At 52.8% G+C, this 22,012-nt stretch carries 19 protein-coding genes; 6 read left to right on the forward strand and 13 right to left on the reverse strand.

Annotation, left to right across the window (positions count from 1 at the left end; genetic code table 11):
• Nucleotides 1–30: 30 nt before the first annotated feature.
• A complete protein-coding gene (locus ACT3TP_RS15950; RefSeq protein ID WP_444616446.1) occupies nucleotides 31–783 on the forward strand; it encodes a hypothetical protein in 753 nt (250 codons plus the stop codon).
• A 462-nt stretch (nucleotides 784–1,245) separates the two neighbouring features.
• Here the strand turns inward: ACT3TP_RS15950 and ACT3TP_RS15955 are convergent, their stop codons facing one another.
• From ACT3TP_RS15955 to ACT3TP_RS16005, 11 genes are all read right to left on the reverse strand, one after another.
• Entirely contained in the window at nucleotides 1,246–1,395 is a 150-nt protein-coding gene (locus ACT3TP_RS15955; protein ID WP_444616448.1) for a hypothetical protein, read from the reverse strand.
• A 107-nt stretch (nucleotides 1,396–1,502) separates the two neighbouring features.
• The gene (locus ACT3TP_RS15960; RefSeq protein ID WP_444616450.1) at nucleotides 1,503–2,063 is read right to left on the reverse strand and encodes a hypothetical protein; all 561 of its coding nucleotides are present in this window, start codon (nucleotides 2,061–2,063) and stop codon (nucleotides 1,503–1,505) included.
• A 202-nt stretch (nucleotides 2,064–2,265) separates the two neighbouring features.
• Nucleotides 2,266–2,763, reverse strand: coding sequence for a hypothetical protein (locus tag ACT3TP_RS15965; RefSeq protein ID WP_444616452.1), 498 nt, complete (start codon nucleotides 2,761–2,763; stop codon nucleotides 2,266–2,268).
• A 192-nt stretch (nucleotides 2,764–2,955) separates the two neighbouring features.
• Nucleotides 2,956–3,162 (reverse strand): hypothetical protein, encoded by a 207-nt coding sequence (locus tag ACT3TP_RS15970; protein ID WP_444620986.1) that lies wholly within the window; start codon nucleotides 3,160–3,162, stop codon nucleotides 2,956–2,958.
• A gap of 126 nt (nucleotides 3,163–3,288) precedes the next feature.
• A complete protein-coding gene (locus tag ACT3TP_RS15975; protein WP_444620987.1) occupies nucleotides 3,289–4,773 on the reverse strand; it encodes a hypothetical protein in 1,485 nt (494 codons plus the stop codon).
• Between the two features lie 251 nt (nucleotides 4,774–5,024).
• Entirely contained in the window at nucleotides 5,025–5,753 is a 729-nt protein-coding gene (locus ACT3TP_RS15980; RefSeq protein ID WP_444620988.1) for a hypothetical protein, read from the reverse strand.
• A 150-nt stretch (nucleotides 5,754–5,903) separates the two neighbouring features.
• Entirely contained in the window at nucleotides 5,904–6,251 is a 348-nt protein-coding gene (locus ACT3TP_RS15985) for a hypothetical protein (protein ID WP_444620989.1), read from the reverse strand.
• A gap of 196 nt (nucleotides 6,252–6,447) precedes the next feature.
• Nucleotides 6,448–6,867 (reverse strand): hypothetical protein, encoded by a 420-nt coding sequence (locus tag ACT3TP_RS15990; protein WP_444620990.1) that lies wholly within the window; start codon nucleotides 6,865–6,867, stop codon nucleotides 6,448–6,450.
• A 192-nt stretch (nucleotides 6,868–7,059) separates the two neighbouring features.
• Nucleotides 7,060–7,224, reverse strand: coding sequence for a hypothetical protein (locus ACT3TP_RS15995; RefSeq protein ID WP_444616464.1), 165 nt, complete (start codon nucleotides 7,222–7,224; stop codon nucleotides 7,060–7,062).
• Nucleotides 7,225–7,380: 156 nt separating this feature from the next.
• Nucleotides 7,381–7,692, reverse strand: a complete 312-nt coding sequence (locus tag ACT3TP_RS16000) for a hypothetical protein (RefSeq protein ID WP_443452674.1) — start codon at nucleotides 7,690–7,692, stop codon at nucleotides 7,381–7,383.
• A complete protein-coding gene (locus tag ACT3TP_RS16005) occupies nucleotides 7,685–7,885 on the reverse strand; it encodes a hypothetical protein (RefSeq protein ID WP_443452675.1) in 201 nt (66 codons plus the stop codon). The genes ACT3TP_RS16000 and ACT3TP_RS16005 overlap by 8 nt, the downstream gene beginning before the upstream one ends.
• Before the next feature lie 1,451 nt (nucleotides 7,886–9,336).
• Here ACT3TP_RS16005 and ACT3TP_RS16010 point away from each other — a divergent pair.
• The 3 genes from ACT3TP_RS16010 to ACT3TP_RS16020 are packed head-to-tail and all read left to right on the forward strand — an operon-like array spanning nucleotide 9,337 to nucleotide 13,820.
• Nucleotides 9,337–11,832 (forward strand): type IV secretory system conjugative DNA transfer family protein, encoded by a 2,496-nt coding sequence (locus ACT3TP_RS16010; RefSeq protein WP_444620991.1) that lies wholly within the window; start codon nucleotides 9,337–9,339, stop codon nucleotides 11,830–11,832.
• 3 nt (nucleotides 11,833–11,835) lie between these two features.
• Complete coding sequence (locus ACT3TP_RS16015) at nucleotides 11,836–13,263, forward strand: hypothetical protein (RefSeq protein WP_444620992.1); 1,428 nt, start codon at nucleotides 11,836–11,838, stop codon at nucleotides 13,261–13,263.
• The gene (locus ACT3TP_RS16020; protein ID WP_444620993.1) at nucleotides 13,260–13,820 is read left to right on the forward strand and encodes a hypothetical protein; all 561 of its coding nucleotides are present in this window, start codon (nucleotides 13,260–13,262) and stop codon (nucleotides 13,818–13,820) included. Before ACT3TP_RS16015 ends, ACT3TP_RS16020 begins: the two co-directional genes overlap by 4 nt.
• Nucleotides 13,821–13,921: 101 nt before the next feature.
• Here the strand turns inward: ACT3TP_RS16020 and ACT3TP_RS16025 are convergent, their stop codons facing one another.
• A complete protein-coding gene (locus ACT3TP_RS16025; RefSeq protein ID WP_444620994.1) occupies nucleotides 13,922–14,947 on the reverse strand; it encodes a replication protein RepA in 1,026 nt (341 codons plus the stop codon).
• 999 nt (nucleotides 14,948–15,946) lie between these two features.
• Here ACT3TP_RS16025 and ACT3TP_RS16030 point away from each other — a divergent pair.
• Together ACT3TP_RS16030 and ACT3TP_RS16035 are read left to right on the forward strand one after the other, a co-directional pair.
• Nucleotides 15,947–16,516: a nuclease-related domain-containing protein gene (locus ACT3TP_RS16030; protein WP_443452487.1), complete on the forward strand. Its 570-nt coding sequence runs from the start codon at nucleotides 15,947–15,949 to the stop codon at nucleotides 16,514–16,516.
• On the forward strand, nucleotides 16,516–21,111 hold the full coding sequence (locus ACT3TP_RS16035) for an FtsK/SpoIIIE domain-containing protein (protein WP_444620996.1): 4,596 nt from the start codon (nucleotides 16,516–16,518) through the stop codon (nucleotides 21,109–21,111). The genes ACT3TP_RS16030 and ACT3TP_RS16035 overlap by 1 nt, the downstream gene beginning before the upstream one ends.
• 165 nt (nucleotides 21,112–21,276) lie before the next feature.
• On the opposite strand, the gene ACT3TP_RS16040 is transcribed toward ACT3TP_RS16035, so the two are convergent.
• Nucleotides 21,277–22,012 (reverse strand): HNH endonuclease family protein (locus ACT3TP_RS16040; RefSeq protein ID WP_444620997.1); only part of this gene is annotated, 736 nt, incomplete at its 5' end.

The raw sequence follows: 22,012 nt of genomic DNA on the forward strand, positions 1-22,012 counted from the left end.
GAAGCAACACTGCCATTTTGGAGGGCACGAATGAGCATTACTTACCCACGCACGATGAACAGCAAGAAGAAGCCGGTCTACAAATTCACTGTGACTAAAGGCCTTTCTGGTCGTGATCTGAAGGTCACCTTCGCGCACAACAACATCAACCCAATTTTTCTTGTGGACGAGCAGGGGGAACCTCAGCTTGGGTGGCGCGTGGATTTCCAGCAGAAAGGTAACTACGACTTCGATAGTCTGCCTCAGACTCTGCAACCAGCCGTCCGTGATGCGGTCAATGAGATTCTTGATCGCGAGCTTGAGTACATCAAGCCAAAGGTTCGCGATCACAACAGCGTCTCTTATGCCGTCTATGAGACCGTTTGTGAGGCCGTAGTCGGCATCTATGACGTGGAAGAGGTCTTTATGATACTGGGGCGCTCACACGCACTTGAGTTCGATACCCCGCTGTCGCCCGAAGCCTTGAACGTGGCGCACAGGTCGCTGAAGAACTTCACTGATGTTGAACGGCTGGAAGACGCCGGACAGAAGATCAAGGATATGCAGGACACCATTGATGGTCTTCAGGAAACCCTCAAGGACTCTAGCAAGAAATGGAAGGAGTACATGATTCCTTCGCAGGACGTGGAAAAAGGGGTTGTGAAGCTGATCCGAGACCTTGAGACCGGGTGGATTTCCTATGATCCTGGTGCCTCTCTAGAAGACAAAGTGCTGGATCGTCTGGGTGAGCTAGAAGATTTGCTCCCAGACGTTTGGAACAACTTTCTTGAGGAATTCGACTAGTCTGTTGCCCGTATGCGTCAGCTCTTCCCTGTGGGAGAGCTGGCGCATACTGGATTAAGCAGAAAATTCGTTGGGGGAGAGGTGTCGCTTTGGAAGGGGAAGCCAACATATGGCGAGTGAAGAAGATGCCTGGACAAGGCACGCACGGTTTCCTGGCCGTAACTCCTGGTTGCGAAGGTGCCCCTCATCCGACCCGCTGGTGTAAGTGCAAACCGTTCAGAACCATCCGGCTCGCTGAACAGTACATTGAGTCCATGATCGAGGCTCCTGAGCACAGGTAGGCCTCTTACAGCCATGCCAGGAAACAGTACGGTGCCCCACCAAATAATGGTGGGGCACCGTACTGTACATCTTGGTGTTTCAGGCTCTTGGCACACGGCTTCCAGAACTCCTGCCGGTACTTTTCGCTCAGGAACTCCGAATTAGATTTTCCATTCCGCCGTGGACGATAGTACTAATCCATTATTCGCCGGCCTCGGGATACTCCACTTCCCACGTTGGGTGGATCGGGTAGGTTCGCTTCGGGTCGCCGTCGTATCTGATGCGCAGGTACATCTGGCCACTGGTGGTTCCAGTGATCGTGCACGGTCTGCCTTCGAACTTGATCCTCATGCCCCTCTTAGCCGGAACGCTGTAGTACTCCCGGATTCGCTTCATCCTCATTCTGTTTCGCCTTTCAACATTCTCGGTAGATCCATATGGGGCGCTGGTCGGTTTTATTAGTTCTCCGGGAAGACTGTGGCGTTCAGGAGGCCGAGTACGTCTTCGCACTGGTCTGCGTTCAGCTCGTCTATGGGCAGGCGGGTTGCTCCCATGATGCTGTTGATCATGGTCGCGTAGTTCACGCACTGGAATAAGGTGCCATACCCTTCAGCGTGAAGCTCTTCTGGGGTGTGGTTGCTGATGGGTTCCAGCTCGAACGCTCGTATTGACTGCATGAGCTTGGCGTACACGGGGCGTTCGATGACGTGTTGGTAGTGATCGTAGCGGGCGTGCTCTTCAGCTACGTCCTTTCGGCCATGAGCGTCGATTGGCTCTCCGAGTGCACCGCAGGAGCATAGGTAGACCATCTTCAGCTTGCTGTACCCGTGCTGTACGTGGCTTTGTTCCCAATACGAGTATTCTTCGAGCTTGTGGTGTGGGTTCACTGTTGGGCGAGTGCTCTCGTGTCCTATGCATCCAAGGTTGACGCTATTCTCTACGCGTTGGCGTACTTCTGCGCTAGTGATATTGAGGTGCTGGGTGAGTGCTTCAACGAGTTCGTGGGTGGTTGGCAACATGGGGTTCCTGTTAGGGGTTGGCTTGGGTCTTCTTCAACATCAGTGTGTGCCACCAGGAGCCTTTTCGTTGCGGAGTTACATTGAGCCTATAGCCGTGATTGGGCAAAACAATGGCCGGTGCCAGGTGATCCAAATTTGAATCACCGGGCACCGGCCATTTATGCAAACTTTAATGATCGCGTTTAGCTACATTCAAGTTTGTTCAGCTTATCATCACGTCGAACCTCTGAAGCATCGTATGGACGACTGATCGACTGCCTACCGGGCGCTCTCCTAGGCGCTGAGGGTGGCAAATCGCCTCGAATATCCCGAATATCGGCTCCCACGATTCGAGCAAGTAGTCGTGGTATTTTTCATCGCCGTTGCGGAAGTCCAGGTTCATGAGATGCATGGTGAGCGATAAGGATTCCTGCACGGTGAACTGCGAGATGATACTGGCTTGGGCGAGCGCATTGAGCAGCACCACTGCGTCCTTGTGGGATGCAAGCTTGAGCGCTTTGGCGTAGACCTCGGGGAGGGTGCCCAGCTCGACCGTGTTGTGCCAGCTTCTCGGGGAGTGGCAGATTCCTGCGTGTAGGCCGTCTGAGATGGTGAGGTACATATCTGGCACTCCCCAGAGCCTAAGAACATCGCTAACGGTGTCTATCTTGCGAGGGATACGCAGGGTCGTCAGCTTGATTGGCGTGTGTTGAGCTGTCATTGGTCACCCTTCGTCGGCGTTTTTTGGATACCGAGAATGTGTGCCACGGGGCAAGTTTCTGTTCACGGATACCCTTTAGCAACCCCTGAAGTTCCCCGAATTCGCAGTTGGTACTGGCTCCTGGACATAAAAACCCGACCCGTGCGTCGGGTCGGGTTTCTTTTTAGATATAGTCCGCGGACTGTACGGTTCTTAGTCCTGGCTGGCTCGTAGTTGTTCGAGCGCGTAGATCAGGTCTTCTATGAGCCTGCGCTTGTCTCCGTCGATGTTTCCGAAGTGCAACCAACGTGGTTCTTCAACCCAGGCACTGTTATTGACCCGAATTGCTTTGTATCCGTCGGGGTCTTTGGTGACTTTGAAAGTGTCACCGTATTCGACGTAGAGGCCTTCTTGTTCCATGGGCCGGGAATCCTTCTTCGTGGTGGGCTATCGGATCAGACAGTGCCGGGATGACGCTGTTGCTTCAGTCTATTTGCGCAGTCGGACGCTTTGAAGGCTCCCCGCGCGTGGGAGCCTTCATTGCGTCTAGGTGAGCATGGTGTCTATGAAGTCCTCAAGACCGGGAAAGTTCTCTTTGAAGAGTTCCAGAATGGTGTCTGGGTTGATGTTCCGGTAGTCCAAGTTCAGCTCCATGCTGGTGCCGTGCGTGCCGTGGAATGATCCTTGGATAGCTGGAATGACGATCTTCTCCCTTACATCCCAGTCCGTCTGAAGCCCTGGCGTGGTGTCAAAGTCGGTGTAGTTGTACACTCCCTTGCCCAGGGTTTTCCACCAGGTGATAACTTCTTCGTCGGTCATCGCGTCAAGGTCTGGCACAGCGACCCCCACGTACTGCTCTAGGGTTACGCCTTCGTCCTCTGCATTGATCACGTCATCTTCGCGCATGCCCCGCAAGGTCTGCACTATGTCTGCTGTCGATTCAGGGATGAGTGGGAACACCTGGTCGATCACTTTTTGTTTGAGTGGCCGTTCACGCCACCATTCATTACGAATGGATAACTGGATCACCGGGTTCTCATCTTGCCGACCGTCGTGCCAGAATTCGTCAGTGGAGAAAACGTAAAAGTGGAGTGGGTTGAGGTGCTGGTCAGCCTTCTCTAGCCATTCGTTCCGGTTCATCGAGTGTTTCTCTTCTGCTGGCTTGTTGCTGAGCTTTTCTACGGCTTCTTCACACCCACCCGAGGTAACTGGCCTTGTCTTCCACGTGCGCACGGCTCCTACCAGGCGTGATGACCTGGTGGATGCTAGTTCTGCTGGCCACCTGTGCTCTACAGCTTCTTGTTCAGTGTCGGGTAGTCCTGCGTCGTAGAACGGGTCGTCATAGTCTCCTGTCCTATGGAGTTCTTGGATTTCCCGTGGGTCGGTCTGCGGGTACATGTCCGGGTACCAGTAGATTTCTGGGCCGTCTCCGCTTCCGCGCCAGCATCCTTCCTTGTCACGTCCGACTATGGCTACATCGCTGATGGTTTGCAACAGGAAGAATCTTCCGGGGCCGGCAGTGTTCATGATGGATGCAACTTGCTGTGCGGTGCGGGGTGCACCAGGTAGGCCAGCGTCATCCTTTTCGTCGTTCATGTTCACCAGCCCCTTGGAGGTGATTTCCTGGACAAGGCAATGCAAGTTGTCGTCAGCGCCCTGTCCGTAGATCCATTGCAAGGGGTTAGTGGGGTTCTGTGGCACCCACGAGTAGCGCTGTTGCGAGAGAGTCGTTCCTGCCCAGGTTTCCTCGCCATTACCAATTTCTTGGCGGTGCCACGCGCCGATTGGTGCCCCGTTCTGGTCGTAGAAGAGACCGATGCTGTTGGGTTCGTGCTCGAAGATTTCGAGCATCTGGCGTTTGTGCTCTGGCATGAGGTGGGCTTTGACCGCTGAAGGGGCATACACCTTGTATGTGCTGAGCTGAGGGGCTTCGCTGGTTCCTGCAAGTTGGCGTTGCGCCTCGCAGTACTTGAGTCCGTGGGCTTTGGCGTAGGCACGGACGGCCTTTTTGCGGTTGCTGTCGCGGGTCATGAGATTTATCCAGTTCAGGGTCGCTCATGCCGTACCTCAGGAGATTGACCCGGTTGCTGGGTTTGTCTCGTTACGCATGATCAAAGACCTTGGCTTAGTCGAAATCCCTACTGGTACGGAGAGGATTGCGGTGCACAGGTGTTCGCGTTCCACCTTGAACGAAAGGATAGCATTCGGACGTTCAGATCGTCAGATGCGTGTTGAGAAAGCACCCCAGTCGGGCTCTGTTGCATGTCTGCCGGCAGGTGAGATTACTCTTTGTCGATGTTGACCTGGCGCATGTCTACGAGAATTTCAGCTTCGTTGCGATCCATGATGATCCCGAAGATATGTTCCTTCTTCACGGTGCCGGTAAGCAGAGCGCGCGTGCGGTCATTGAATCTGTTGGCGAAGAACTCTCCTGTACTTCTGTTCAATGACCAGGAGATGCGCAGGGAGTCTTCGTGGTCGCCTCGATACACGGTCAATTCCTCAGGCAGGGTGCCGTAGAGTTCTAGCCCCTTCTTGTCCGCCAGCAGGAGTGCTCCGTCACGCTTGGATAGGAGTTGATCCCAGTACTGTTTCATTTCGTAGTGGTTCTCTGAGTCTGACCAGATTTCTGTGGCGAGTGCTTTTAGCTCGGGGGAGAGGTCTACAAGCGGGGTCGCTAGCCCGTTCAGGACGTGCTCTACGAAGGCTTCTAGGCGGTAGGGGCGTTCGTGGATGAACACAACGGTTGACCAGTCCTGGTCTTCAATGGCTTTCTTCAGCGCCCATGTCTTGGACGTGTAGATGCGGTTGGCCAGTCCGCTGAGTACAGCGATGGGTTCGATGACCAGTGGGTGATGCAGGCTGGTTCCGAAGGCCGTCTCGTGGCGCAGGTAGGGTTCCAGTTCAGGCAGGAGTGGTTCGTTGACGAGCTGTTCGAGGTCTAGCTCTCCGAATTTCGGCATGGTTAGTCCGCTGTCGGTGGCACCGTGCTCGGTGGCTTCGCTGGCCATGATCTGTTCCTCTTTTGCTGTTTGGTCTGCATTCATTATCTCAGTTCGCGCAGGCAATCAGTTAGCTGATTGCCATGCAACGGACGTGGCGGACTATAAGCCGGTTCGAGACGGCGTTCTAGTCCACCACGTGCGGTGCCTTGCTGGCTGTTACACGTCGGTTGGAGTCCAGACCAGGCGTACCGGCAATGGAATGTCGGTAACGGCAATCTGCACTTGTCCGGCTTGGCTCATCCATTGCTTCACGTTGCGCGGGTTCTCCGTGTACCTCTCATACACTGAGCCGTCTGAGTAGCGGACGGCACTGTGCGTTGAGAGATTCTGAAGCCCTTCATGGCTCTCGATCAGCGGGTGGTAAGTATCCTCGTAGGCGGTGACAATTCGCTTGACCAATTCTTGGCAGTTCTCGCACCGGCCTTCGCTCCCGTCTCCGCAGGTCGGACAGGTAAAGTCCAATGCTCCTGTCGCCTTTTCTAGTGCGTTCTTATCTAGCTCCATGGTTTCTCCTTAGTTAGGGGAGCTGACGTGCTTCGTACACGGTCAATGTGTGCCCGGAGGAAAGGTTTTATTTGTGCCAATGCCTAACGGCTAGCACCCTCTGTCGATCAAGATTCAAAGTCAGAAACACCGGCAACCAACGCTTATACGGCATCAGCCGTGCTGACATTTGTTTGAATGTCAGCACGGCTGGGAATCATTTGGCGAGGTACGTCTCGTACACGTGGCTAACCCCGCGTGCTTTGAGCCATTCGTGCAACGGCGCATTCAGCACTTCAATACCGGAGTCATCCCAAAATTCCTCTTTTGCGGACTCAGAAGCGTCCTTCCACTCATCCGACTGAAAGAAGTCCAGCGCCAGCGCCACGGGGTCATGTCCATCATGCTGATACATCTCCGTGATGCGGTAGATCGCGTCCTGCGGGGTGATCGTTAGGCTAAAGGCATTCAGCCGGCTCTCAACATCAGCGCTGATTCTAATCTGCTCGGACAGGCTGACCTCTTCAAGCAGGTGACGCACCACGTTCGCGCAGAACTGTTCACGCGGTATTCCGTTCGCGCACGCGCCAAGGGTGATCGCCTCAGTAAAGTAGCTCATCATATCTTCTGTGTTCATGCTTGAGTCCTCTCATGACTCGCTAGGGCTTCGTACACGGTCAAGGTGTGCCAAGAGGAAGCAATTTCTTCGCGCCCTACAGCAGGTCTTTCAAGCGCAGTCACGGACGAAACAAGAGGCGGTACCGGGAACCGTGCGATTCGTTCGCACTGTCCAGGTACCGCCTTGATGGATATTTGTTTCTTAACATGGCTATCGTCCACTAATGCCGTCGATGATGGACACAATCAATTCAACGATGCTTGCGATTGACCAGATCACGAACTTGATAATCAGCGGGGTCAAGAAGATCACCAACGCGATGAGAACCATTGCGGTCTTCACCGAGAAACGGAATGCCCAAGAAACCAAGCCCATGGTCATTCACCTCCTTCTACATGCGTCAGGAGCACTCAATTTCGGCACTGCACCCTCAACTTAGAATTCAGTACCCAGGCAACCGTCTGTCACCTTCGTGCTCACAACCCATGTGTGCCAGAGGGAATGAATTTATCGTTCAGCCACTGCCGGCAACTACAGGTCGGCTATGGGCAGTTCACGAACACGCCAGACCTTCTCAAAAATGTCCTCCACCAACTCCCACGTCACCACCTGCGAGCGCTCGTTGTTGCCGAGCCTGACTTGGATGAGCCATGTTGCGTAGTCGATTCTCACGCCGGTTCCTTTGGGGATGCGCATGCCCAATTCCCACCATTTGATGCGGTCGTAATGGACGGTTGGTACGACGGTGACAGTCCACGTGCGTCCATTGCGCAGTATCTTCCAGGGGTGCCCTGTTGGCGTGAATTGAACTTCTACTTGTTCGAGGTCGCTGAACCTATCCACGCGAGCAGGCTTTCATCCCGCAGGAGTGCATGACCGGTGGTCGGTGCACGTCGATTACCGCCTCACGGCGAGCGCTTGTCCATCCGCAGGCGCAGGCTTGCTGGAAGTAGAGTTTGCCGGCCACGCCGGAGGCGTGGGAGGCGTGGGTGGCGTGAGCGGTAGCTCGCTGTTCTTTGGATGATGCCCGTGGCAAGAGTTGTCCTTGTCGTTGCTTTGGCTGGCACCTTGCGTGTCAGCCGTTCGGCGCACGATAGTGCCGGGTGTCCGTCGCCAAGCCCATATTAAGAGTTAACTGGGTGGACTTAAATGAACTGGGTTCAATACTGGGTTTGGTTGAAACTCGGTGTTCTTGAATGAACTGTCCTGAGTATTTCGATGATGACTTGGTTAGTTTAACTGGGTTGATTTGGTGCGGTGCTCTTGTTGATTCTACTGGGGTTTTTGATCGTTACTGGGTTGCTCTGCAGGGTGTTCTTGGCTCTTGTCTTGTGTGCTCGATACTGGGGTTTTTGATCGTTACTGGGTTGCTCTGCTTGGTGCAGTTGATCGTGTCGTAGGCGACTCGTTCCAAGGTATTTTCGGCGCTTCGCGCTGGGCTGATTGTGTAGCTGGTGAGCATGCTTTCCGGCTGTCTGATTTGGTGGTTGTTGAGTTCTCGGCGCTTCGCGCATCGGTGATTTGGTCTCTGACTGGGGCGACTCTTCCGGGTCTGATTCTCTGGGTGGATTCGGTTCTGCTGGGTTGATGTTTGGGTGGATCAGCCGAGCTGAGTTACTTTGTTGGTTCGGCGCTTCGCGCTGGGCTGACATGGTGGGTGATTGGGTATGTTCCCCTGGTTTGGTTGAACTGGTGGTGACTGATATTTGGTGCCGTCAGGTGCGGGGTGTCGCGATGCATTATGAGGATCATTCTGTGAAGCATCATGTGCTGTGGATCGTTACCGAGGAGGCGTTGAGTACAGGGGGGCGGGTCACCATGTTTGATGGAACCAGGTACCTCTTACCGGGTGGAATCAATACAGCCAAGGGGAGCCAACAAAGCTCAAATGAACCCAGTGAACTCGGAGCGCCCAACCCGTTCAGCCGAGACACCAAGGGGAAGAACCCAGTTCAAACCAAGGGGTCAAGGGTGAATCGACCAAGCCGTGTGTGCGCAGGATTGAACGAAGTACAAGCCGAGAATGCTGAGCTAAGTTGAACCCGGATGAACCAGGTGAACAAAGAGCCACCTCGGCTCGACTGAACCAGTTCATCACGGGTCAACGTGAACAGCATGACGCAACCACGGTCCGCCCACCGCAGGTGCAACCCCAGTATCCTGAGCCGTCAGATTTCATCTCCCAACCACGACGCAAGTACGGTCGGCTTCACTGGTGGCACAAACCGAAGAATGAGGAACACAGCCCACCAGGGGAGCCGACAGCCCACCGCAGGTGCACCCCCGACTTTCAAGCCGACAAACCATAGAGCTGTACCAAAAGCTGTAAAACCAGTACGGAAATATGGTATGTCGGGGAAAGAGGGGGTGGCCAAGGCGGTTCAACTAGCTTGCTTCTGGTCGAACTCCTGCTTTTAATTCGAAAGAAATCGGGAAATTTAGCCGAATTCGCACGCATTTTCCCTTGACAGTTGATAAAATTTACCCATGAGCTTCCAAATTTTCCGCATGTCTCGGCAAGCTGGGGAGTCTTCTGACCCAGCTCTGTTCAACCAGCGAGCAAGTTCTTTCGCCACCAAGGCCACCTCTGGGTCTGACGGGGGTGTTTTGATCGTCGTGAAAACCGATTCAGGCGTGGAAACCTATGCAGGGTTCAACGACGCGGGAGTTAACTCAGGTGCGCACATGAGTTTGGCGCAAGCTGTTGGAGCCAGGGCAGAGAGCGATGTACTTCCAGGGGTCGTTTTTGACGCTCCAAGCATTGCTTTCGCCCAGTACAGCGCGTCTGGGTTCAGGCGTGAGACGCAAGCAGGGCTAGATCCTTTTGAAGTTGCTCGCGTTATCGCTAATTCACTCCCAGTCGGCGCGTGGGTTGGTGTTGCTTTCCGCTCCGCGTCCAAGGCTGAGAACAGACGGTACGTACCGTGGCTAAGTCATCGTCTTAACGCAAGTGCGCCTCAACATCACTCGGTGACCTCCGGTGCGATTGTGGCATCATTCTGGGCTGGCGGTGAAGATTTTGCTACAGCTTCTTCGCTTCTGAAACAGTTGACTGCTGAACTTCCTGGCTTCGACTTGGACGTAAAACCTGTACGGTTTTCCGGTCGTAAAAAAGCACTGTATAACCTTGCTCTTGGTCTTGCGCTTGTGGGTGGATGGTTCGTACTGCCCGACTCGTTGGACGTGGAAATCGTTAGCTGGCTTGATCTAAGTTCTGCTCTCCTGGTTCTCGGTTGCCTGTTCCTTGTCTACGGTGCCAGCCAGCTAGCAAATTGGTTCCCTAATGTCAGAAAGTCATTCGATAAGAACCTTGCCAAGGGTGCGCTTCCAGCGCCTCCTAGGCGGTCGTCTAAACCGCGCAAGCCCGTCAAGGAGCACTACGAGAACAAGACCGTCAAAGACAGTGAAGGCAAGTCTCACAACAAGCAGAAACTTGTTAAAGAATTCGCGGGTGACTACCCGTTAGCTGGAAACGCATTCATGGTTGGTGGCAACGTCATTGCTGGCCTTGCTTCACCACACACCGATAGTCAATCAGGGAATGTCGTCAGTCGGGAACGAAGCACTCCTGTCGCCCTGACTGGAAAGACTATTGGGCCATACATCGGTGATTCAGAGAGCGACAAAATTCGTCTTAGCGCACCAGACATGCGATACGGTGTTGCCGTTTTTGGGCGTCCGAACGGTGGCAAATCCGTTCTCATCCGTTCCCTGTGGGCATGGCACCTACATGAGCGGTTGAATCCCTGCGGGAAGAAAAATTTCCCTGGCAAGAACAACACAATGATTGCGTTCGAGTCCAAAGGTGAAGGTGCACAAAAGTACCTAGATTGGGCTCAAACGATGGGGGATCGCGCTGACCTCATTGATGTAATGAATCCCTACACTCTGGGTATTGATTTGTTCGATGTTCCCGGAACGATAGCTGACCGAGCAAAGTTCTTTGTCGACGCAATGAAGTATGCATTTGGCGAAGGACCTATCGGCCCAGAGTCGTCCAAAACACTACGCCTTGTCTTCACCGCTTCGTTAGCAATCACGCCCGAAATCATTGACATTGCCCTGGAAGATAAGGACGTTAGCCGGCGTGCAATCGTGCATGGTGGATCACCTATTCACTATGCTTACATTCTTACTGGTGGAGCTTCGGATCGTGAATCTGTTGCGCTTTGGAAGGCGTTAGAAACCGTAAGCATTCGTCTTCGCGAACGGCAAACACCTGATCCCACGATTGACCTTGCAGTGGACTCGATTGCACCTCTATTCAAGGGTCGTACAGAGGCATACAGGGCTAAGGTATTCAATGCCCCTATGAACAAGCTTGAGTCATTGAGCACCCTTGGCTACTGGTGGTCTGTACGTCGACAGAAAACTTCTTGGTCAGAAATTATCTTGAGCCACCGAGCAATCGTCATCAATACCGGTTCAACGACTTTCTACAACAAGAGCCAGCAAAAGAACGTGAACATAGTTCTAACTGACGAAGAGACCAAAATCGTTTCATCGCTTCTCTTCTTTGGCATGAATAATGCGATCAAGCGTCACTGTTCTGGCTGGTACGAGCAGGATAAGAACATCACTTTCTTCACCGACGAGCTTGCGCTTATCGCTGGTGAAAACCCTGAGATTCTGATGTGGTTCCGCGATCAAGGTCGAGCCTACGGTGTGCGTCCGATCCTTGCTTCACAGCGACCAGATCAGATTACTGAAAACCTACGAAACAACATCATGACTTATCCGACCAAGATGTCCTTCGCTCAGGTCGATAAAAAGACAGCAAAGTATTTTGCTGAGAACATCACCAACGATTCCTCAAGCAACGCGAACGACCGGTGGACTGATCAAGACCTAATGAATTTGCTCCCATATCACGTCGTACTGGTGACGCACGTCGATGAGCGGTTGCAATCTCCTGTGGTGGTTAAGTTGCCGAATTTTGAAGAGAACATGGCCGGGTACAGCGCCATTCAGGAGAGCATCTAACGGATGATTTCGAATTCACGAAGCGCTCCCACAGAGCCGTCAGTACCGCCTCAGGAGGAATCTCTTGGCTGGCCAGCGTCCGATGCATTCTCTCTCAATCCTGTCGAGCCTCTAGAGCTTTCTTCGCGCCTAGACCCATACTGGGAACAGCTCTGGGCACCAGGCTCGCAAGCGGTCTGGTCAACGAAGGACATTCTCGACGTTCCCCGTGTTACACCCGTATACAAGAAATACCATCTGACTGTCGATGAAGCTGTCGAAAAGTTCTTCAATGGAAAATTCTTTGACCAGAAACTGAGCTTCCTAGGTGCCCTGGATAGCTGGCGAACTATGACAGCTCAACAGGTATCAGCATTCACTGGAATGCCAGAGTTTTCCGACGTAAACAGCTTTCCTTTGAGCAATTTGTTCATGGCCGGACTAATAGACATTGGTGTATTTAACGACCCCATTGCCCGTCTGGATAGGCGACTTGGCTCTATCTACCGACCTACAGATTCAAACTCGTTCAAGAAGTACATCGAGCCTCGTTTGACGTACCCTGAATGGTTACACATCACTGGTGGAACGCCTTGGACTAGTGGAGGTCAATATGACCGACATAATGTTCTCGCAACAGAGCTAGGTCTACGTTGCGCAGAGTACCTGGATATTGGAAGTGTCCTCGGGGAAAAGTACGCGAGTGTAGATCTTCTGGCCGGCTCCGGCCTCGGGAAGAACGTAGATAAGCCTGATAACCGTCGCGCCGATGGGGTGATCGTCCGCAAGGACGGCCTACGCATCGCTTACGAACTGACAGCCAATGACGGCGCAGATTTCGAGCGGAAGATCAGACGCTGGGCAGACCTCATCTCCCAACGCCCGTTAGAAACTTCAGGCCTCGTCGTCGTCTATGTCACTGCCGGGCACCCGGCAAGGTTAGGCACCAGCGCAAACCCCAGGGTAGCCACACACAACACCCTTGTGCGCGTACTGCGTGAGTATCCCAGCCGTGGTGTGGATTCACCAGCACAACGCATCGGCATCGCGAGCTGGGATGAGTGGTTCCCTGCACGTCATCAGTTATCAGACCGGTTCCTGAATCTCACGGCGAACTTCGCCACCGGTACAGGTAAAGGCATCTCGCAGTGGGAATCAAAGAACCTCCTGGACATGCCCTTTGCGCCTCACCACAGCCTCAACGCCACAGCAATCAACAGCAACATGAAGATGTTAGGGCAAACGCCTTGGTGGATGCGCGAGGGTGATCATACACATCTGATCGGTACGCCATTAGGTAGGCAGAATCTTGCTCCACCGATCCCTACCTACTATCGAGGGTACGAACCGAAGTTCCGCGAATTCGGTATCGCCACAGGCAACTTGGAGGGTCACCGAATCACTTTGCCAGACCGTCTGAAAGCACAATGGAAATCGAGGAATAGCGAATGAGTGCCCCGTTTTACTTCACCAGCGGTCTCACCATCTTTTACATCCTGGTACTCGGAGCTTGCCTCGTATCCTGGGCACAATACCGAATCATCAGCGCTAACCGCACCGACGGCACTGTAGTCAACTGCGTACAGAACTGCGCGCACTTGATCCTGAGCCTGTTCACCTCGTACCTAGTGGCTTCAGCTCTACTAGGTCGTTTGTTGTGGGTCTCGTTGGTGCCACAAGGATTCCATGTTGACGTGTTCAACGATCCATTCGCGATCTTCAGGAACAGCTTGGAGTTCATGCACACCTTCCATCCTCAGAACGTGCTAGTGGAAGAGGGGTTGGGAGTCATCTCATGGATATTCACCCTTGACACCTATATCCTCCTGGCCTGCTCCCTGATGGTGGTGTTGTTCTTCATTTGGGTTACCCCGCTGACCGCGTTCTATCTGGTTTCATCTCTCTGGTTCACGCTCAAATCGGCATGCCAGCACTTCGTTGGGAAATCCTGCGGGTGCCATAGAAACCGCATCGAATCGCTCATCAATAAAGAAGCGACAGTCCAATGACAGCAAACATGCTGTTCTAGCCCGGAATGCTTCGAGGCATAGGTAAACCCCTCACTGAAACATCCCGTGAGGGGTTTACCTATGCCACGACAGGCTGTTGCCTAGTTGTCGTCTTCCAGCTCTGCGAATTCCTTCTCCGCAATATGGTTCTTTGACGGATGGAGGATCAGGTATTGCGAGGTCGCTTCGACCCTAGCGGTCTTGTATATCACCTTGACTGCATCGAGACCTCTGATGAAGTCGCGCCGGAAATCTCGCACCCGAGAATGGTGTCCACCGAATTGTTCAAACAGCTGATCCCACGTGATCCGAGTAATTGGCATCCGCGGTGCATTCTTCGGAGTGTAGAGTCTCGCTACCAGGAACAAGTAAATGTCAAGCTGAAGTGGGGCTTTGCTGAATGCGCTGACTGCCTCTTTGTAGATCGGGAATTTGTACTTTCGTACTGAGTCAATGAACTGAGATGACAGTTTGACCGGTGCTCCCCATTCAATATCTTCGATTTCACCGTTGGTCTTGTTGATGACCAGGCTAATGTCGCCGATGGGCAGGTGTCCTACGCTGAACTTTTCTACGCTCTTCCCATTCCCCAGAAATTCTTCTGATACCGAGTCGAGAACAATAGATGCACCCAGGAGTCGTTTGATCTGTTCAATGCACTGACGCTTCGTATTCCCACCTTGGTTCGCGCCATTCGCGATTCCTAGTTGGCGCGCAAACTCGTCAAAGCTCCTTGGCAAACGAAGATCATCAATGTCGTCGCCCTTCATAGTCACCTGTTGCGCGAGCCAGATAAGGATGAGGCGAGGCCAGATCCCGTAAGGGAATTCTCGTGCTTCAGCTCCCTTCTTGCCTCGTGCACGGTAGGGCGAAAGAGTGAACCGCACATTGCCGTTCACGCGTTCCCATACTTCTGGCCCTTCGCCTTTTCGGATGGGGTTCTTATAGGGCAAACACACCGATGAGAGCCACCAGGGCGAAACGCTCAGCTTCTTGTTCCCATCCTCAATCAGACCACGGGCAGTGATTGCATGGGCAGTACGGTTCACCACTTCGAAAGGGTTAGGAAGCTTCGTTGCTCCCTTCTCTTGAGGCTGTTCGCTCTCTGTATTGTTCGTGGGTTCCATGATGACTTTCAGGAGAGGGTGTATCCCAGTGTGCCTTGTTGAAGCACGTTGGGATTGCTTGCTGTCCACCACGTAGGTGTTCGTGTCGGAAACGGTTCTATCGGCTCTTACTTATAGATGTGTGCGAAACGAATCCTCAGTGGCGTATTTTGAGTGAAAAACTTTTCCTTTCGCTCTGACTAGCCTCGGCAGTCACCTTCTGGCGAAGCTCTTCGGACACCCTCAATGTGTGTCACCTGGACACGTATTTAACTCGCGCATCACAACGTCTCTAAAGGCGCTCAATCCCTGCATTATTCCAACATTGGAACTTATCAAGCGCGAGTTGTATCCGTATTTTGATCCTGTGGATAACCCGCAATCTATACGGACACAACTCGCGCACTACACGGACACAACTCGCGCACTACACGGACACAACTCGCGGGAATACGGACACAACTCGCGCCTCAGACTTTATCCACAGGCTTACTTCCCAGTGATTACGGGGCAAAATGGGATTTGGCACAGCGCCCCCTATTAACTCTCCAATAACTCTTTCCTATAAATACCCCTCTAACTCCTCGGTCGTTTTGGGAGCCGATCGTTAAGAGAGGGAGTTGAGCAAAATTTTTGGAGCGAAGCAAAATCTCGTTTTCGCAGAAAATCATGCCAGCGATATGCCCATATTCCTTGCCCTCTTTTGACGATCTAGGACGATAAAGAGGCGACGACTCAAAAGCGTGTTTTCGACAAGCCTCTACCTCCCTGCAGGACGCTCCGCTTCGCTTCTGCTGGCCTATTGAACCGTTGCCTTGGATTGCCCTCAATGCGGTATCCGCGTGCACCAGTGCGGGGGTGGAACCTCTCAGACCGGCATGATGGAAGATATGAGTGACAAGAAGAATCGAACGGTTGCTGAGTTCTTAGGCGATGGGGGAGCAATCCCATTCACGATCATTGCAATCGTGTTTATATCCCTGATGGTTTACGGCCTCTTTGCCTAGGGAGGGATAGTCGATGACAGTTACTGGGATTTTTGGCGTTCCTGGCGCAGGTCTTGAGAACCAAGATTTTGCACGCAACATTGGTACCGCTAAAGCTGGTGCCAAGTTTGAAAAACGTACTGCGAAGGTTCTCAACGAACTATCCAAGCAATGCGCTGTGCTCCATGATGTGCGCATCCCCTTAGCAGGCGTAAAGGCGAATATGGATCATATCGTTGTAGCCGGCAAGCATGTGATGCTGATTGATACCAAAGGGTGGAGCAAAGGCTTCTATTGGACTCTCCCCGGCCTTGGTACTTTCCACGGGGTGAAGCGGGCTTTGTACGTCGATAAGCCCCTGAGCATGGCTCACAACGCTTTTGGCGACCTGCTACGCGCAGATGGTGAGGTCAACACCCCTACCATCGCTGTCTGGGGATCAGACGGTGATGTGAATGTCCGCCACGTAAGAGTCGTCGGTGCCAATGTCATCGAAGCCTCCACCCTCCGCACGGCTGTCCGCAAATTCGTCCTGCGCCACGGTGAAGGGCACGCTGACCGTCAGGTCGTACAGAAACTCCTACCTTTCGTGGTGAAAAGCTAATGGCACGTCGTCGCCCAAGTTCGGCACCAAAACCCAAAGCAGTACTTTTCACGGTTCTAGGTTTCACCCTCATGTTCGTTCTGTTGTGGTTCGGATTACCCAGCGTTCCTGCCCTATGGCTTGGACTGCTCATAGGAGCGATAACCTACCCACCTTTCCAATACACAGGGAAGAAGGATAAATCAGGCAAGCCAACTCCGCTCGATGATTCTGAACGCACTAAAATGCAGAAGTTCAGGTTCTGGCAAGACATGCGAACCTCCATCTTCTTCAAAGATGCGTTTACCCCAGGGATCAATGTGTTGTTGTCCTGGATCGGATCGTTGATGATAGCTGTCGCCGGCTTATGGGTGCCAGTGAGTTTCCCTGGTGACGGAGGAGCGTTTATGAATGCCCTCTTCACCTTCATCACCCTGACCGGATTGCACGGATCGCGCCGTCGAACGAAGTATGAAGACGATGTAAACCCAGGCGTTCGTTTCTCTGCATTAATCCAGCTTTTCAAGAGTTCTGAACGAAATACCGCGATAGGGCTGGGGATCGGTGGCCTCATCGGCGGTATGGTCATCGCCTCAGTCATTAACATCTTCCGCCCGGTCTACGAAGCGGTATTCACAGCACCTACCTGGTCTCTGTATCTGATCTTCGGGCTAGGACTACCACTTCTCCTGCTAGGCCTGCGTGTCCGCAAAGAGGCCATTAAACAATGGCAGATTGTTGTGAACGCCCGAGAAGAGTGGCGACCTCGCTGGCAAATGCTGAACCATGATCCAGCGCCGAAACTGATCAACCGGCAGATTCTCGGTAAGGCGACACTAGACACTTTTCTAGCTCCCCAATCTGTAGGCGCTCAGAAATACACGTCCATGGAATCTCAGATCGCCCCCACCATCGGTGGAGGCATGATCGTCCACACGTTAGAAACTCACGACTCATACCAGGATGGAAGGCCGATTCCTGGTTCGCGTAGTCCACTGAAGTTTGAAGTAGCCTCGTGGTTCCGCGAAGACGATCCTGATGTAGGTTCTTCAACCACACCTTTCGAGTTCGTTGAGCTGAAGGCTCGGTGCGCTCTTGCCAAAGCCTGCGACGAGGGGAAACTCAACCCGCGATTCGTTTTCGAAGGCATTAGCCCTATCACTGTCGCGCCTGACTCAAAAGCGTCTTCCCCAGTATTGTCAAGCGTAGAAGGCCAAGTAGTTGCATGGTCAGACCCAGATGCAAATACCCAAGGGACAGCCTTAGAAAAAGGCGAAGACGCTGACGACGCACCAATGATCTATCAGCTTCACTGGTCACATCATGACGGCGCGGACTCACGCAGTTTCTTAGAACTCGCCAACGACGAATTTGAACTAGCTATTGGTACTCAAGCAGTTACCGATCATCGAGCTGATGATGGAAATGGATGCCTTTATTTCGGAGAGCTAACTGCCGAAGTTGATTTCGTGGAGAATTCCCCTGTGACCGGCGAAGACCTCGATCGCATCCTCGGTGAAATGGAATGGGCTAAACGGTGGCGCTCTGCCAGCTCCAAGCTTGGTGCAAACCCTCCACGTCCAGAATGGGATTTGCAGGAGTTCTCTACTCTTGCCAGCGGAGCTGTGATCGAATCCCTGCCTTTCGTCACGCGTGAGGGCGTAACCCCGGCAGTGCTGTTTGACCTAGAGAAGGAACTTCCAACAGTTTTGGATGCGGCCCCTTTCGTGTCGATGACCGGTTTTCAAGCCCCTCAAGCTGGGGATCGGCATCCTATGGGCATCGTGGTTCGCCACAGCAACGATCACAGCATTCCCACTTCACCTGAATCGCTGGCTCCTGCAAGCGGAGAGAAAGCACCGGAATGGGTTTTGGCAGGGCTTTTGAACCGTGCGTTCAAATCTGCTCGGCTTGCCCGCCCAGAGCTTATCTCTGCCACTTGCCTCACGCATCGGCGCGCCAGGAAGCATATCTGGAAGATGGAAGTCGCCTTGTACGACGGTGTGGTGTTTGAAGAAGTGCTCGCGCGCGCCACCAAGCTCAAAGTAGCTCTGGGATGCTCCTGGCTTCGCATCGCCCAGCATGCCAAGGGGTGCACCATTGTTGCAGGTGGAACACCAAATCACGATGATCTGGAACATCCTGACAGTGACGAAAAGTACCTGGAACAGCTCAACTGGAATCAGCACTTTATTGATGCCGGCTTCTACGGGCAGGAAGGCCGGTTACCTCAGATAACAAGTGTTTCTGTGCTTCCATACAACAAGGATGTTCATGTCTTTGAATTCAGCACAGCAAACACAGGCATCGTATTCTCAACCTTCAAGGGGAAGGTAGAGAAGCTAAAGACGGTCACCGAAAACTCTTGGGTTGACCCATTGCGAAATAGTAAAGACCCCACCAAAGTTACATTGCGCGTTTGCAAGACCAACCCGATTCCTGAACTGGCCAGATACGATTTCGATTACATCGACAGCACACATAAATTGCCTTTTGCAACAGGTGTGGAGGGAACCCCTCTCGAACTAGATTTCAAGGTTTCACCTCACTTGCTGTGTCTCGGTGCAACTGGCGGTGGTAAGTCAGTAATCCTTCAGGCATACCTGTTCTCCGCACTTTTGCGTGGATATGAACTGATCGTTATCGACCCCAGCAAGGGTGGCGCGGATTTCAAGTTCGCAGAGCCATACACCAGCGCTTTCACCGGAGACATTGAAGAAGCGCGGGCAATCATCCGCGCGCTATATGAGGAAGTCAAAAGGGTTAAAGACCTCAATGCTCAGTACGGTGTAGGTAACTATCGTGACCTGCCAAACGAAGTTCGTCCTAAGCATCGGGTCATCCTTATAGACGAGTTCACTTCGCTTATGGCACGTTTCCCCGTGCCCGCAGAAACCGACGATCCTGACGCGGAGGAAGAGCGTCAACGGATCATCCAGGAGAACTCGTGGCGTGCAGAAATCGGTACTTTCGTAGGCCGAATTGCTCGAGAAGCACGTTCTGCTGGCTTCAGCCTTATTCTCGCGACTCAGAAACTCTCCGCGAAGATCATGGAGAACATTCCTGGCGGTGAAGACCTCAAGACCAATATGGCAAGAGCCATTGTCGGTAATGCTTCTAATGGTGAATTGATGTCAGCTTTGCGCCAACCTTTCGGGGTGCCAAAGCTAGGTGATGAGGTTCCCAAAGGTCGAGGCTTGTATGAACCGCTCAGTTCGGTCGCGATGCCGATGCAGGTGTGGTTCGAACCAGAAGAGCAAAGCAAGCTGGGCTTTGAGCTGGAACGGCGCATCATTCCTTTGGTTCCGCACGAAAAACTAGATATTTCACGCTACATGGAACAGGGTACGCAAACTGTTGCTGGACTATCAGGTGATTCTGCCGGTGAACCTAAGATTGAACTTCTGGATGCAGGCGAGATTTTCGCTGGGTTCGATTGGGAAGATCTGGAATCTGCGGATGAAGATAATGTGCTTGCCGATCAGGAATCCCCTTCTCTGACCGCTTCAGAACTTGATGTTGAATCATTGGGTGAAAACACACTTAGCCTGTCGGCGCAGGCACCAGGAGTTTCAGAAGAGGATGATCTGGAATCCTACTTGGCAGAACTAGAGATGGAGGGATCTGAAGGTTCGGCTGATACTGAAAAACAAGCGGAAACAGTTGTAGTGCATCAGCAGGTCGTAATGCCTGAAGATGCAAGTCGCGGAACACCATATGTCGCGCCAAATCAAGACATGATAATTCCCGAACCGCTGACTCCGTTGGTTTCCCCGTTGGATGTTGAACAGCCGGCAGTTCAGATCAAACCCGAAGTAGCCGAGGCATTAGCACCTAATTTTGACCGGTTGAGCTTTGAGAACACACTTCTTGTGATGGGTGTTGAAGGTGTTCTTTTGCCAACAAGGCCAAAGGGTAAGACGAAGAGCTTCAGCACATCTACTAGAGGCCGGACTAGGTACCGTCCTGAGGTGGTAGATCTTCTTGTTCAGAACCCGAACCATATGGTGTTGTGCAAAGACGAAGACGACGCACAGGAGCTCCGCGAAAAGATAAGCCACCAGGTCAATTTTGTGCCGGCAGGTGAGTACATGCGTCATGCTAGCGTGTACATGTTGAAGAGTCGTCGCCGGATGAAGGCTCACACAATCCTTGTCGTTGATCAGAGGCTTCTAGAGCCTTCCGAAACCCCGGATATGCGATGGGTAGATGTGATCGGCTCATATCTGCACCGTCCAGGTCGAATTCATGCTCGATACATCGAAGTGGAAGCTAGCAGTGGAATATCGGTTGAGCATCTGCACGAATGCATCCTTTGGCTTGGCGACATGACAGCTAGCGACCCTGGGGGAGTCATCGAGTACCTTGTGACGGAACCGGACGCGAGGCTGTCAGAGATGGTCACAGGAGCTAAACCTGCTCCTCAGCTCCCATCAACCTCTGAAGGGGTCACAGGCACCCCTGAACAGATCACAGAGCCTCCGGTGGGCCACCAAGAGCCGATAGAGTTCCAAGGAGACGTTTACGAGCCACAGGTGCCTGCGCAAGATCCTGTACAGGAACCAGAAGCTATCAGTGCCAACACTGGATATACCGCACCAGGCGATGACTGGTAGTTGATCAACAAAATGCCCTGCACAACGTGTGCGGGGCATTTTTGTTGCCATGGAGGCATGAAAGAAAAAGCGGGGATGCTTCCGAACGCCATAAGGCCAATGGAAACACCCCCGCCGATCCCTGCTAGCTATTGCTAACAGAACTCGCAGTACCTCTACACCGTATCAATTTGGGCACGAATTCAGAACCACGATCATGGCGTTTTTTTCTGCCTTTGTGACAGAAAGCTTGTACTTGGACTTCACCATAATTTGCCGACTCACGTATTCACAACGAAAGCTCTTATTCGGGGGCAACCAGGCAGATGCTTCCTTGTCGCCTTTCTGGCGGTTGGCAGATGCGTCTGAAGCCATGAGATTCATTGGATCGTTGGCCAACCAGGTGCGCTCTTGTTCGGTGAGTTGTTGTGCTCCTGAGGCCCAAGCCTGCCCCAGCGCAACCACATGATCAATGTCTACTTTCCCGCCACCGCGGACATGCTCAATCGTCTCACCGGTATATGGGTCTTTGAACGTGCCGGACAATACAACGCAGGCACGGGTTCCCTGTTTGAAGATGACATTGGTGAGGTCACGGGCGAGAACATCATTTCTCTGGTCACAGCCATTTCGGTCTACGTCTTCCCATGTCTGGCCGAATTCTTCGCGTTTGTAGTTCGTCATTGGTGCTTTGCCTTTGACGGTCAACGCTTCAATCTGTGAACCAATTTCGTTGGTATTAATTAGTTCGGCAGGAGATTCTTCTGGTGCGCTGGGAGAGAGCCATTCCTCTACAGCTTTGCCGGCTTCTTCAGTAGCTATGTCAGTGGCGATCTGATTGATCTGGTCGCACCCTGTAAGCAGTGTGGCGCTCAAGGCCAGAGCTGACAGCGCTATTAGTTTTCTTTTAGTCATGACTCCT

This window comes from Glutamicibacter sp. AOP38-B1-38, assembly GCF_052377485.1.
In the GTDB taxonomy this organism is placed as follows: Bacteria; Actinomycetota; Actinomycetes; order Actinomycetales; family Micrococcaceae; genus Glutamicibacter.

Bases quoted from the DNA above. Each gene is read 5' to 3' on its own strand.
- ACT3TP_RS15960 (WP_444616450.1), bottom strand. From the start codon at position 2,063: ATGTTGCCAACCACCCACGAACTCGTTGAAGCACTCACCCAGCACCTC.
- ACT3TP_RS15985 (WP_444620989.1), bottom strand. From the start codon at position 6,251: ATGGAGCTAGATAAGAACGCACTAGAAAAGGCGACAGGAGCATTGGAC.
- ACT3TP_RS15950 (WP_444616446.1), top strand. From the start codon at position 31: ATGAGCATTACTTACCCACGCACGATGAACAGCAAGAAGAAGCCGGTC.
- ACT3TP_RS15995 (WP_444616464.1), bottom strand. From the start codon at position 7,224: ATGGGCTTGGTTTCTTGGGCATTCCGTTTCTCGGTGAAGACCGCAATG.
- ACT3TP_RS15965 (WP_444616452.1), bottom strand. From the start codon at position 2,763: ATGACAGCTCAACACACGCCAATCAAGCTGACGACCCTGCGTATCCCT.
- ACT3TP_RS16030 (WP_443452487.1), top strand. From the start codon at position 15,947: ATGACAGTTACTGGGATTTTTGGCGTTCCTGGCGCAGGTCTTGAGAAC.
- ACT3TP_RS15955 (WP_444616448.1), bottom strand. From the start codon at position 1,395: ATGAGGATCAAGTTCGAAGGCAGACCGTGCACGATCACTGGAACCACC.
- ACT3TP_RS16035 (WP_444620996.1), top strand. From the start codon at position 16,516: ATGGCACGTCGTCGCCCAAGTTCGGCACCAAAACCCAAAGCAGTACTT.
- ACT3TP_RS16025 (WP_444620994.1), bottom strand. From the start codon at position 14,947: ATGGAACCCACGAACAATACAGAGAGCGAACAGCCTCAAGAGAAGGGA.
- ACT3TP_RS15975 (WP_444620987.1), bottom strand. From the start codon at position 4,773: ATGACCCGCGACAGCAACCGCAAAAAGGCCGTCCGTGCCTACGCCAAA.
- ACT3TP_RS15970 (WP_444620986.1), bottom strand. From the start codon at position 3,162: ATGGAACAAGAAGGCCTCTACGTCGAATACGGTGACACTTTCAAAGTC.
- ACT3TP_RS16010 (WP_444620991.1), top strand. From the start codon at position 9,337: ATGAGCTTCCAAATTTTCCGCATGTCTCGGCAAGCTGGGGAGTCTTCT.
- ACT3TP_RS16020 (WP_444620993.1), top strand. From the start codon at position 13,260: ATGAGTGCCCCGTTTTACTTCACCAGCGGTCTCACCATCTTTTACATC.
- ACT3TP_RS16015 (WP_444620992.1), top strand. From the start codon at position 11,836: ATGATTTCGAATTCACGAAGCGCTCCCACAGAGCCGTCAGTACCGCCT.
- ACT3TP_RS15980 (WP_444620988.1), bottom strand. From the start codon at position 5,753: ATGGCCAGCGAAGCCACCGAGCACGGTGCCACCGACAGCGGACTAACC.
- ACT3TP_RS15990 (WP_444620990.1), bottom strand. From the start codon at position 6,867: ATGAACACAGAAGATATGATGAGCTACTTTACTGAGGCGATCACCCTT.